The 12,272-nt window shown below is 70.5% G+C and carries 7 protein-coding genes; 2 read left to right on the plus strand and 5 right to left on the minus strand.

Features of this window, described 5'->3' with window-relative positions; translation table 11 throughout:
* Nucleotides 1-30 precede the first annotated feature (30 nt).
* From QHF85_RS22300 to QHF85_RS22315, 4 genes are all read right to left on the minus strand, one after another.
* Nucleotides 31-3,201: a fused MFS/spermidine synthase gene (locus QHF85_RS22300; protein WP_281329287.1), complete on the minus strand. Its 3,171-nt coding sequence runs from the start codon at nucleotides 3,199-3,201 to the stop codon at nucleotides 31-33.
* A 183-nt stretch (nucleotides 3,202-3,384) separates the two neighbouring features.
* Nucleotides 3,385-3,792, minus strand: coding sequence for a hypothetical protein (locus QHF85_RS22305; protein WP_281329288.1), 408 nt, complete (start codon nucleotides 3,790-3,792; stop codon nucleotides 3,385-3,387).
* Nucleotides 3,793-3,986: 194 nt separating this feature from the next.
* A complete protein-coding gene (locus tag QHF85_RS22310; protein WP_281329289.1) occupies nucleotides 3,987-6,062 on the minus strand; it encodes a GAF domain-containing protein in 2,076 nt (691 codons plus the stop codon).
* Between the two features lie 144 nt (nucleotides 6,063-6,206).
* Nucleotides 6,207-6,629, minus strand: a complete 423-nt coding sequence (locus QHF85_RS22315; RefSeq protein WP_281329290.1) for a hypothetical protein — start codon at nucleotides 6,627-6,629, stop codon at nucleotides 6,207-6,209.
* A gap of 234 nt (nucleotides 6,630-6,863) precedes the next feature.
* Here QHF85_RS22315 and QHF85_RS22320 point away from each other — a divergent pair, with 234 nt between their 5' ends.
* Nucleotides 6,864-7,301: a thioesterase family protein gene (locus QHF85_RS22320; RefSeq protein WP_281329291.1), complete on the plus strand. Its 438-nt coding sequence runs from the start codon at nucleotides 6,864-6,866 to the stop codon at nucleotides 7,299-7,301.
* On the opposite strand, the gene QHF85_RS22325 is transcribed toward QHF85_RS22320, so the two are convergent.
* On the minus strand, nucleotides 7,203-8,624 hold the full coding sequence (locus tag QHF85_RS22325; RefSeq protein ID WP_281329292.1) for a dicarboxylate/amino acid:cation symporter: 1,422 nt from the start codon (nucleotides 8,622-8,624) through the stop codon (nucleotides 7,203-7,205). The two genes, QHF85_RS22320 and QHF85_RS22325, sit on opposite strands and share 99 nt — an antisense overlap.
* 128 nt (nucleotides 8,625-8,752) lie before the next feature.
* On the opposite strand from QHF85_RS22325, the gene QHF85_RS22330 reads away from it, so the two are divergent.
* Nucleotides 8,753-12,271 carry a serine/threonine-protein kinase gene (locus tag QHF85_RS22330; RefSeq protein WP_281329293.1) on the plus strand — a complete coding sequence of 1,173 codons (3,519 nt, stop codon included), beginning with the start codon at nucleotides 8,753-8,755 and terminating at the stop codon, nucleotides 12,269-12,271.
* Nucleotide 12,272: the final 1 nt, after the last annotated feature.

The raw sequence follows: 12,272 nt of genomic DNA on the forward strand, positions 1-12,272 counted from the left end.
GTCGCTACGGCCCATCCGATCACGCCAATCTCACAAGCACGAGAGCCACCCGCGCCATCCCACGCATGCCGCCCGCCGCTCCGTCGCGCGGGACGCCTCCGCCGCGAGCGGGTGCATGAAGCGGGCATAACAATCGCGCCGCAGCCCGAGCATCCGCTCGTCCCACGGCGGGTGCGGCTCCAGCACGGCGAACGCCGCCACGCACGCATTCTCCTCGGGCAGCACCTCGGAGAGATCGACACGCAGGTTTCTCCGCGTCGATTCGAGCACGAGCACCGAGAAGGGCGTGTCGAGCGCCGTGAAGAGGCGCTTCGCGTCGGCGGGCGCGCTCTGGCCGAGCTCGCGCGCGAGGTCCATCGCCCGGCTCATGACCACCGTCGAGGGCCACGGATCCCGCCGGTAGGCGGCGAAGGCCCGTTCGAGCAGCTTCACGGCCTCGGCGCGCCGGCCCTTCGCGTGCTCGTAGCGGGCGCGGATCACGTCGGCCTCGATCGGGAAATCACGCGCGTGCCGTTCGAGCAGCGGGAGCACGCCGTCGTCGCCCTTCCACGCGAGCCCCTCGGCCACGAGCGTCGTCTCCACCGGGCCAACCGGGGCCTGCTCCTGGAAGGCCCATTTCGCGATCGCGCCTTCGAGGTTGCCGGCCGCGTAATTGACGAGCGCCTGCACCCGCACCTCGGCCTCGGGCGTGAGGTGCTCGGGCATCGCGGGATCCGATCCGTCGCCCGCGACCTGGGCCGCGCGATCCTCCGCGACCCGCACGAAATCGAGCGTGCCCGATTTCAGCGTCGGCCGATCCTCCTTGCGATGCCGGACGGGCTCGAAGAACGTGGACACCGAGCCGAAATTGCCGACGGCCCGCGCGAAGCCGAACTCCACGCGGTTCCGGTCGTCCGTGTTGAAGACGGCGCCGGGCACGTCGGCGAGGGCCCGCGCGAACGGAGGGCCGGCGACGTAATGCGCGAAGAGCCCCTCGACGCCCTCGGTGCGCCAGGCATTCAGGAGCGCACGCCGATAAGGCTCCGCGGCGAGCTTCGTCCGGAGCATGTCCACGTCGTGCGTGAGCGGCGCCTCGGAGGCGACGAGGACGAGATCACTCCAGCCGAGATACCACGTCTCGACGGCCGGGAAGACCGAGGCGAGCGTCGCATAGATCGTGCGGAGCGTTTCGACGTCGATCTCGTAGATCTGCACCCATTGCAGGAAGAGCCCGCCTTCTTTGAGCCGGCCGCGCACGGCGCGGTAATACTCCTGCGTGAACAGGCCCGCGACGCCCGCGCGGTAGGGATTCGAGGGCTCGGAGAAGACGACGTCGTAGCGGGACGGGACGGTCGGGAGGATTTCCCGCGCGTCGCCGAGCAGGACACGAACCTTCGGATTCGAAAGGACGTCCTCGTTCACCGGCGCGCAGCGGCGGCCGATCTCCAGCATGGAGGGCTCGAGCTCGGCGACGTCCACGCGCTCGATGCTGGGCACCTTGCCGAGCCACCCGGCGGAGCTGCCGGTGCCGAAGCCGATCACCATGGCGTGTTTCGGATCGGGGTGGAGCAAGGCGCCGAGGAGGCCGCCCATCACCTGCGTCGAGGCGTCGCCGCGCGCATTGCCGTCGATCTTGCCATTGACGACCATCGCGATGCCGTCGGTGCCGTCGATGGCCACGCTGCTCTCGCGTCCCTCGGTCTGCCAGAGGATCGCGCGCTTGACGTCCTCGATCCAGGAGCGCGTGAACGCGGGGGTGTCGAGCAAGACCCGATCGACGCGGCCCGCGCCGATCGGCGTGTGCCGGAGGACGGCCGAGGGGCCCGGCGAGAGAATGGCCACGAGCGCGAGCACGGCCGAGAGCGGCGCGGCGATCATGCGGCGCAGCGCAGGCACGCGAATCGCGAAGAACGCCGCGCCCGCGGCCATGGCGAGCAGGCCGAACACGACGGCGCGCATCGAGCCGAGGGCGCCGAGCGAGGGGACGAGGAAAAAGCCGCCGGCGAGCGAGCCGACCATGGCGCCGAGGGTATTGTGCGCGCCCACGGTGCCGAGGTGCGAGCCGACGCGGGTCCGGCCTTGGCCGAGCAGCGCGACGAGCAGCGGATATTGCGCGCCGGCGACGAGCGACGCCGGAAACGCCATGATCGCCGTGAGCGCGATCCATCCCGGCACGTAATGAAAGAGCCCCGCGCCCGCCTCGGGCCGGACCGCGAGCGCGAGCACGGCGAGCCGGTCGCCGAGCGCGAAAGGAACGGCCACGAAGAGCGCTTCGAGCGCCGCCGTGAGCGCGAGCCCCCGCGCCGACGGGGCGCGCTTGCGGAAAAGGAGGGGATAGAGGAGCCCGCCGAGCCCGATCCCGAGGAGGACGACGGCGAGGATGACGCCGAACGTGTACACCGTGCCGCCGAGCAGCGGGCCGAGGAGGCGATACCAGACGAGCTCGAGCCAGAAGAAGAGAAACCCCGAGAGCGCGGCGAAGGCTAGAACGAACCGCGGTGGCAGGCTGGTTTTCGTGTCCGTGGCGCCCGCGCTCTCGTCCGCCTTCGCGGCCGGCTCCTCGGTCATGGGCGCGAGCCGCTTGTCCACGAGGAGCGCGATGGCCGCGACGATCGCATTGAGCAGCGCGGCGACCCAGAGCGCGCGGCGGGTGCCGAGCGTCTCGAGGAGCAGCAGCGTGCAGAGCGTGGCGCCCGCGACCGCGCCGAGCGTGTTCGCCGCGTAAAGCCAGCCGACGGCGCGCCTCTGCGAATCCGTCTGGCTCTCGGCCGCGCGCGCGGCGGAGGGCAGGGTGCCGCCCATGAGGACCGTGGGCGCGCCGATGACGAGGGCGGCGAGCGCGAGGCGCAGCGCCGTGCCGAGCGTCATTCCGAGCTGAAATGTCCCGCCCGCGGCGCGATACACCACGCGCGCGAGGTCGATCGCGAACGGGCTCAGGGCCGCGAGCGCCGCAATGGCAAACTCGAGCCGCGCATAGAGGCGGAGCGGCCGCGGCGAGGCGTCGCTGCGCTTGCCGAAGAGCAAGCTGCCCGCGCCGGCGCCGCCGATGAAAATGGCGAGCACGGCGGCGCTCGCGGCCGTCGACGACCCGAACACGAGGCGGAGCTCGCGTTGCCAGGCGGTCTGGTACACGAGCGCGGAGAGGCCCGAGCCGAAGAGCAAGAGCGCGACCTTCAGCGGATGGGCCGAGGAGCTCGGCGTGGAGGGGCGTGGCTGGGTCATCGGGTGGGGCGCGCATCCTAGATCGGGAGGGCGCGGAGGTGGAAGCGGGAGCAGCGCGTGGACCGACCCGCGGGGCTCCCGGCGGCGAGGGGCGCGTCCGCCGGGAGAAGGGGAGATGCCTGGAGGCGGATGCGCGCCGGCGGGCACCGTGACGATGCAGCGCGCGCTATTCGCGCAGGCGCTTCACTTCTTTTTCACGACACAGCCATAGAGGGTGACGAACCCGGCGCCATCCACCTTGCCCTCGATCTCCGCGAGGTCGCCGATCTCCATCTCCGGCTTGGGGATGTTCACGCATTGCAGCTTCATCTTCCCATTGCCCGAGAAGGAGGCCGTCTTGCTGCTCGGGCTGTACGACTCGAGCTTGCAGCCGGAGAACTTTTTCGGCGTGTGCGTCAGGCGGCCCTGCTCGTCTTGCTCCTTCTCGAAGGCAGCGATGTCGCACGGGCTCGGCGAAGCCGACGCGCCGGTGGAGGAGGCCGCGGGCGCGCCCGTCGCCGAACCCCCCTTGTCGCAGCCAACCAGGAAACCAGATCCCACGAGCGCCAGGGCTGCGGGGAAGAAAGCAATCATCCGGCTCGTCAATTTCATGCTCGTCCCATCTCCGTTTGCGTTTTTCTGTCGTGTACGAGAGGCGATTGGCGCGGAAGAATGAGCGGAACCCCTTCCGTCGGTCAACCGAGACGCTCGAATGCGAACAGGCGCGCCCCATCGCCCCTGCGATGCGCCTCCTTCTGCTCGTCCTGCCGAGAAAGCCGAACGCGAACGTCGCCGAGGAGGTCTCCTCAGGGCTTTTCGGCGTCGTTCGAGCCCTGCGTCGGCTCCGCCGCCGGAAACCACAGCCGGAACGTCGAGCCCTGGCCCAGCGTGCTCTCCACGGTGATGGTGCCGCCATGCGCCTCCATCAGCCCCTTGGTGATGTACAGGCCGAGGCCGAGGCCCGTGTTCTTCTCGCGCGCCCGCGAGGCCTGGAAGAAGCGGTCGAACAATCTGCCCAGATCCTCCGCCGCGATACCGTGGCCGCGATCCTCGATCGTGACCGCCGCGCCGCCCGCCTCCGGACGGAGCGTCACCCGGATCGGCGCGCCGGCGTCGGAGTATTTGACGGCGTTGTCGAGCAGGTTCGTGAGGATCTGCGCCAGCCGAGCCGGGTCGACGAAGACCTCGGGCAGAGAGCCCTCGACATGGAGGGTCACCGGGTGCGTCCCGAAGGTCGGCTCGATTTCGGCGAGCAGCGAGCGCGTCGCTTCCTCCAGCGACATCGGCGCGCGATCGAGCGAGAGCCGCCCGAGCTCGATGCGAGAGACGTCGAGCAGGTCCTGCGTCATGCGCGAGATCCGGCTGCTCATCCGGCGCAATCGCTGGAGGTGCTGGACCGACACCAGGACCGAATCGCCGTCGGCTTTCGCGAGCAGCGTGTCGAGGAGCAGCGTCATGGCCGCGACGGGATTGCGGAGATCATGCGCGATGACGGCCGCGAACTCGTTTCGCAAGCGGACCATTTCGCGGTGGGCCTCCTGCGCGCTCTCGAATTGCTGGGCGTAGGCGATGGCCAGCGCCGACTGCGCGGCGAAGAGTCGGACCATACGCTCGTCCTCCTCCGTGAACTCGGCGCCGCCGTCCTTGTCGCAAAGGTAGAAATTGCCGAAGACCTTCTGCCCGAGGATCAGCGGGACGCCGAGGAAGGACGTCATCGCGGGGTGATGCGCAGGGAAGCCGGACGACCGCGGATCGGCGTGGATGTCCGCCACCCGGCAGGGCCGCGGGTCGTGGATGAGCGCGCCGAGGAGCCCTCGGCCCTGGGGGAGGTTGCCGATGTCGCGGGCGACCTGCTCGGAGACGCCCACGTAGACGAAGTCGGAGAGGCCGGTGCCCGTGGCGTCGAGCACGCCGAGGGCGCCGTAGCGGGCGCGGGTCAGCTCGCAGGCTTGCTCCACCAGGCGGCGCAAGAGCTCGCGCAGGGGCATGGCGGACTCGATGGCCATGGCCACGTCGCGGAGCAAGCGCAGCCTTCGGGCCTCGCGGCGCTCGGCCTCGCGCTGCCGGGCTTGCCGCAGCCCGAGGGCACAGGCGCCCGCCACGCCCCGGAGCAAGCGGCGCTCGAGCGGATCGAGCTTTCCTGGTTGCCGCCGCGCGACCCCGAGCACCCCGACGAGCTCGCCCCCCGCGTTCAAGGGGAAGGCCACGACCGCGTGGAGCCCCAGCTCGTTCAGGCGCAGGGGGCCGTAGAAGACGCCCTCCGGCAGCTTGTCGATGCACGGGACCTCCTGGATGTCGCCGGTCTCGGCTGCCAGCGCCACCACGGTGTTCGCCAGATTCGCGCTGTACATGTGCGCGAAGGAATCGGGAACGCCGACCGAGGCGACCAATCGCAGACGTTCCCCGCGGGAGGTGGCGACGAGGAACACGGCGTCGGCGCGAATGGCGGCGGCGACCTCGTCGAGCAGCCCGTGGGCCAGCGTCGAGGGCTCGTCCGTGCTGAGGAGCGCGGCGCCGATACTGGCCACGAGGTCGGCGAGGCGGATCGCGAAGGGCGCGTCGGCGACGTTCTCGAATGCGAGCAGTGCCTCGCCGGCCGACGCGCGGCAGCGCACGTAAAGCAGGAGGCGGCGGGCCGTCTTCCGGTCGTACCAGACCTCCTCGTCGCCGAAGGACTCGCCACGAAGGGCGCGCCGCCACGGGAGCTCTTCCTCGGCGAGGACAGCCAGGCTTCCGAGCCGGGAGATCTCGAATCGCTCCGACAAACGCTCCGGGGTCGGCGACTCGATTCCCAGGAGCTCGCCCAAGGAAGCGCTCGCCACGACCTCGCCCGTGGCGGCCAGCTTCATCACGGGCCAGGGGAGCACCGCGTCGACGACCATGTAGACCGTATTGGTACGCCCGAAGGAGCCGTCACCCCGGCTGTGAGGGGCGGGCGCGTCGCGATCGGCAACTGGAGGCCGAGCGGCGGCTCCGGCGGGGCGCGCGCTCGGCAGAGGACGAGCATTCGAAGCCAGGGGGCGTTTTTAATCCACGCAGGCCGGGACCTCGGCGCCTCGAATGGCGCCCCGCGGCTCCGGCTCTTTCTCACGATCGATCTTTCGCGCCCGCGCGCGCTCCTGCCATATCGACGCTCCCACGAGAACCGCAATCGAGGCCCAAGCGAGGACCTGGATCTCGCCGAGCGCGTGGCTCGCAATGAGCCCGGCGCAGCCGACGAGCGAGAGCGCGAGCGGGCCCACGCGGCGCGAGCGGGCATGACGATGGACGCTCACGACGAGCGTGATGACGACCGCGGCGACGAGCAATACGAGGTGCTGCGTCTCGGTGATCACGAATCCGACGCCGACCGCAGAGAGCGCCTGCGCCCACGCGCCGAGGCAGGTCGGGCATACCGCGCAGGCGAGCACGGGCAGGGCCGCGCCGAGGAGGGACGAGCGGCCGGGCACCGGCGTCCGCGTTTTGCGGTGGTGACCTCCGCAGCAACCTTCATGAGAATCCTCGGTATGCTCGGGGAGGCTCGTTCGTATGTCCACGATCCGATCATGACCCCGGAGCCCGTCGATGCAATGCCGTCGTCACGGACGAAAGGGCACGCGGAGGACGGAAAATCCAGGGGAAAAAGGGAGCCCATGACGATGGCGGTTGCTTTCCCGTCGTCGCCCGCGGATGGTTCTCTCGCCATGAGCGCCGCTTCCTCCGACGAATACGTGTTTCGCGTCGTCGCCTCCCCCGACGACATCGACGAGCTCGGGCACGTGTCCAACGTGGTCTACGTGCGCTGGGTGCAGGACGCCGCCAAGGCCCACGCCGAGGCCCTCGGCTGGGACCGGTCGGCCCTTGCGCGCGCCGGCGCCGTTTTCGTCGTCCGGCGCCACGAGATCGATTACCTCGCGTCGGTCTTCGTGGGCGATCGCATCGAGGTCCGGACCCACGTCGCCAGGTTCGGCGCCGCCACGTGCGAGCGAAAGACCCGCCTCGTGCGTATCTCCGAAGGCGTCGAGGTCGCCCGCGCCGTCACGTCATGGGCATTCGTCGCGACCGCCACCCAGCGGCCTACCCGCATCCCCCAGGAGATCCGCGACGCCTTTCCCACCACCCTGCCGCGCGGCGGCGCCTGATCCCTTCGAATCACCGTCGCCCACGTCGAGCAGCACGGCGACGAGCATGTCGCTCATCACGTTCACGGCCGAGCGACACCGCGCAATGAACCAGTCGACCGTCATCACGAGCGGAATGGCCGTGGCGATCAAGGCGTCCGGCAGCCCCGCGGCGCCGAGCACGAGCGGCAGCACGACGAGGCCCGCCTCCGGGATCCCCGCGATTCCCGCCGCCGCCATGACCGACGCGAGCCCGATCGTGACCTCGCCGCCGAGCCCGAGCGGCGCGCCGACCGCCTGCGTCAAGAAGACGGCCGTCATGGCCTCGTAGAGGAGAATGCCGTCGTTGTTGAGGTTCGTCCCGATGCACGCCGCGAGCCGCGCCGACGCGGGCGAGACGCCCATGCGATCGAGCGCCTTCAGCGTGAGGGGCACCGTGGCGAGGCTCGAGTTCGTCGAGAGGCCCGTCAAGATGGCGTCCGCGCCAATGCCGAGATACACGCGCGGCGGCTTTCTCCCGACGAGCCAGGCGACGAGCGGGTAATACACGAGCGAATGCAGCGCCATCGCCGCGACGATCGTGACGAGGAAGATCCAGAGCGACGCGAAGATCCGCATCCCGGCCTTGCCCACGACGTCCGCGACGACGCCGAGCACCGCGATCGGGACGACGCCGACCACGATGTCGAGCGCCTCGACGAGGATCGCATACATGCCGCCGATGGCCTGCTCGATCACCGCAATGCCACGCTCGGTCCCCTCGGCCGTCCGCGCCCGCGCGCGCCGCAGCGCGAGGCCCGCGAGCAGGCCGAGCAGGACGACCGTGATGATGCTGTTTTCCGAGAACGGGTCGACGAGGCTTTTCGGGACGTAGCTCGAGACGTTGTCGAGCAGGCCGAGGCTGCCCTTCTTCGAGGCCGCGAGGAGCTCCTGCGCCGAATCCGAGGTCGCGGCGCCCGGCCGGTGGAGCTCCGCGAGCGTGCCCGAGAGGTGCCGCCCGGGCGAAAAGGCGTTCATGATCGAGAGGCCAATGCCGAGCGCCACCGTCGCATTGATCGCGCAAATGAGAAGGAGCCGCGCCCCCTTGCGGAGGGAAATGTCGGTTTTGACGAACGCGTCGAGGATCGCGAAAAACACGAGCGGGACGGCGAGCGCCTTGAGGAGCTTGACGACGAGCAATCCCAGGCGGCCGAGCTCGGCGTTGCCGATGCTGCCGAGGAGGTACTTTCGCTCCCCGAACGCGAGCCCGAGCACGATGCCGAGGACGACGCCGGAGAGCACGCGCACGTAGAGCGGGATTCGTCGGTTGGGTTGCTCTCCCCCGCAGCTTTTTTGCTCCCCCATGGCCACGGCAGTCTTCCCGCGGGTCCCCGGCGCCGTCAATTGTCATGGTGAGCCCTCGACGCGGCGGCTAGCATGGCAGCTGGCTTGCGCGTGTTTGCATGGCGAGCGGCGCGGAGAGGATCGGGGCGATGAACGGGCCATCGCGGGGACCGGGGGAGGCGGAGCAAGGGCAACCTGCGACGAGCGCGCCCGTCCCGCGCGGCGTAGGCGCGGATCTCGGCGCGGCGAGCACGTTGTCGATGAGCCAGGCCCCGTCGGGGCTCACGACGCACGTGCCGTCGTCGGGGCGCTGGAGCTCCGCGAGGCTGCCGCTCGTCGATCGCGCGAGTTATCTCGTGGAGTGCGAGGTCGCGCAGGGCGGAATCGGGCGGGTCCTCTCGGCGCGTGATCAGAGGCTCGATCGGCGGGTGGCGCTGAAGGAGCTGCTCGACACCGGCGTCGCCGCCGAGGACCGGTTCGTCCGCGAGGCGCTCTTGACGGCGCGGCTGCAGCATCCGTCGATCGTGCCGGTCTACGAGGCCGGGCGCTGGCCCACGGGCGAACCATTTTATTCGATGAAGCTCGTCTCCGGGCGCCCGCTGTCCGAGATCATCGACGGCGCCCGCACGATCGACGAGCGTCTGCCGCTGCTCACGCACGTGCTCGCCGTCGCCGACGCGGTGGCGTACGCGCATGAAAAACGCATCATCCACCGCGATTTGAAGCCCGCGAACGTGCTCGTCGGCGCGCACGGCGAGACGCTCGTGATCGATTGGGGGCTCGGCAAGGACCTATCCGAGCCGGTGGTGGACGTCGGGCAAGGTCCGGCCTCCGAGGACGAGGAGGGGGTGGCCTCCGTCGACGGCGACGGGATCACGCTCGTGGGCGCGGTGATGGGGACCCCCGCGTACATGCCGCCCGAGCAAGCGGCGGCCGAACCCGTGGACGAGCGCGCGGACGTGTACGCGCTCGGAGCGATTCTCTATCACGTGCTCGCGGGGCGCCCGCCGTACGCGGGCGTGAGCGGCATCAAGATCCTGCAGCGGGTGCTCGAAGGCCCGCCGACGCCGCTCGGCAAGATGCAGCGCGGGATCCAGCTGGATCTTCTGGCGATCGTGGACAAGGCGATGGGCCGGGATCCGGCCGCGCGGTACCCGACGGCGAAGGCGCTGGCCGAGGATCTGCGGCGGTTTCTCGCGGGGCAGCTCGTGGGCGTGCACTCCTACACGACCCGCGAGAAGGCGTGGCGATTCGCGCGCAAGCATCGCGCGGCGCTTTCGGTGGGTGCGGCGGCGCTCTTGGTGCTGGTCACGGCCGCGGGGCTGTTTCTCACGAACGTGATGAAGGAGCGCGATCGCGTCACGCGGGAGCACGCGATGACGGAGGAGGCGCGCAAGAAGGCGGTGGACGCCGAGCATCGGGCCGTCGCGCACGCCGACGAGCTGACGCTGGTGCAGGCGCGCGCGGCCGTGCTCCGGGACCCGAACGAGGCGCTCGCGTGGCTGAAGACGCTGTCGCCGACGTTCGAGCAGTGGAGCTCGGCGCGCCTCGTGGCCGCCGACGCCTGGGTGCACGGGCCGGCGCAGGTGCTGCGGGACCAAAAAGGGGCCGTCAATCGCGTCGATATCTCGAAGGACGGGAGGCGGCTCGTCGTGGCGAGCGACGATCACTCGGCGCGCATTTACGATCTCACGACGGGCGCGTCGATCGAGCTCTGCGGGCACGAGGACGAGGTCTGGTTCGCGACGTTTTTCCCCGACGAACAGCGCGTGCTGACGACGGGAAAGGACCGGACGATCCGCGTCTGGGACGCCGCCACGGGCGCCGAGATTTCCACGCTGCGCGGGCACACGCGCCCGATCGTGTTCGCCCACCCGTCGCGCGACGGCAAGGAGGTCGTGAGCCAGGCCGACGACTGGACCGTGCGGGCCTGGGACGTCGCGACGGGCAAGCACCGCGTGCTCGCGTCGGACCCGGAGATGACCCTGAAAGGGGCCTTTTCGTCGGACGATCGCCATTTCGTGACCGCAGGGAGGAGCGGCGTCTTGACGCTGTTCGATCGGATGACCGGGGAGTCGTTCGTGCTGCCCGAGATGCGCGTCCACGACGCGACGGCCCAGCTTTTGCCGCGGTTCCCGATGGGTTTTTCGCCGGACTCGCGCCTGCTCGCGGCCGGCGGTCCGGACGGGGCCGTGTGGCTCTGGGACATGCAAAAGAAGGACAAGCCGCGGAAGCTCGAAGGCCAAGACGCGGCCATCCTGCGGCTCACCTTCGCGCACGACAGCTCGCGCGTCGCGACCGCCACGACGGATGGAACGGTCCGGGTCTGGGAGCTCGCGACAGGCGCAGTCACGACGCTGCCCACGTACGACGGCGTGGTGTTCGCACTGGCCTTCTCGCCCGACGGGCGCATGATCGCGTACGGCGGCAACGATCACGCGGTGCGGCTCGTCAACTTCACGACCGGGGAGCGGCGCCGGTTCGTGGGCATGCGCGACAACGTGTCGGACGTGCAGTTCTCGGACGACGGGACGCGGCTGGTGGTCGCGAGCGTCGACGGCACCGCGCGCGTCTTCCCGCTCGATACGACGCCGGGCCGCGTGCTCGGCCGGCACGAGGGGGCGGCGTTCGAGGTCGACATCTCGCCCGCCGGGGAGATCGTGCTCTCCGCCGGGGCCGACGGCGTCGCAGAGCTCTGGCCCACGCGAGGCGGCGCCGAGCCCGTCACGCTCGCGGGGCACGTGGGGCGGGTGGAGCACGCAGAGATCTCCCCCGCCGGGGATGTCGTCGCCACCGCGGGCGAGGACGGCACGGTCCGCCTCTGGGACACGCAAGGCCACGAATTCCGGGCGTCCCGCGCGGAGGGCGCGGGGGCGCCGGTGATCGGGTTCTCGCCGAACGGGGCGTCGATCGCGATCGGCCACGCGACGGGCGTCGTCGAGCTCTGGGACGTGGACTCCGGCGAGGCGCGCGTGATCGGCCGCCACGACAAGGCGATCCTCTCGCTCGTGTTCTCCGCGGATGGAGCGAGGCTCGCGACGGGCAGCGCCGACAGGACCGCGCGCATCTGGAAGCTCGCCACGGGCGAGAGCCGCGTGCTCGGCGGCCAGGAGGAGGCCGTCGAGTCGGTCGCGTTCTCACCCGACGGCAAGGTCGTCGCCACGGGCTGCCTCGATCACAAGCTGCGGATCTGGGACGAGGGCGCCGAAGGGCCCCGGACCTACGACGCGAGCGGGTATCGCGTCGTGGGTTTGTCGTTCACGCCGGATGGCGAGACGCTGCTCAGCCTGGGCGAGGACGCGACGGTGCGGGTCTGGGACGTCGGGACGGGCGTGATTCGCAGCGTGCTGCGCGGCCACAACGGGCCCATTCACACGCTCGCGCTCGCGGCGAACGGCGCCGCGCTCGTGACGGGGAGCGACGACAAGACGGTGCGGCTCTGGGACCTCGCGATCGGCGAGGGGCGCGTGCTCGGCACGCACGAGAGCGCCGTGCGGGACGTGGACATCGCCCCCGACGGGAGCTGGGCCGTGTCCGTGGGCCGCGACGGCACGGTCCGGGTTTGGCCGGACGACCTTCCCCACGAGCCCGAGGCGTTACGCGCCTGGATCGCCCGATCGGTGCCCGACACGGTCGAGCATTTCACGGACGCGATGCTCGCCCATTGAT

Source organism: Polyangium sp. 6x1, assembly GCF_029946515.1.
Lineage (GTDB): Bacteria > Myxococcota_A > Polyangia > Polyangiales > Polyangiaceae > Polyangium.

Excerpts from the sequence above, each read along its gene's own strand:
- QHF85_RS22300 (WP_281329287.1), bottom strand. The coding sequence starts at position 3,201 with ATGACCCAGCCACGCCCCTCCACGCCGAGCTCCTCGGCCCATCCGCTG.
- QHF85_RS22305 (WP_281329288.1), bottom strand. The coding sequence starts at position 3,792 with ATGAAATTGACGAGCCGGATGATTGCTTTCTTCCCCGCAGCCCTGGCG.
- QHF85_RS22310 (WP_281329289.1), bottom strand. The coding sequence starts at position 6,062 with ATGGTCGTCGACGCGGTGCTCCCCTGGCCCGTGATGAAGCTGGCCGCC.
- QHF85_RS22320 (WP_281329291.1), top strand. The coding sequence starts at position 6,864 with ATGAGCGCCGCTTCCTCCGACGAATACGTGTTTCGCGTCGTCGCCTCC.
- QHF85_RS22325 (WP_281329292.1), bottom strand. The coding sequence starts at position 8,624 with ATGGGGGAGCAAAAAAGCTGCGGGGGAGAGCAACCCAACCGACGAATC.
- QHF85_RS22330 (WP_281329293.1), top strand. The coding sequence starts at position 8,753 with ATGAACGGGCCATCGCGGGGACCGGGGGAGGCGGAGCAAGGGCAACCT.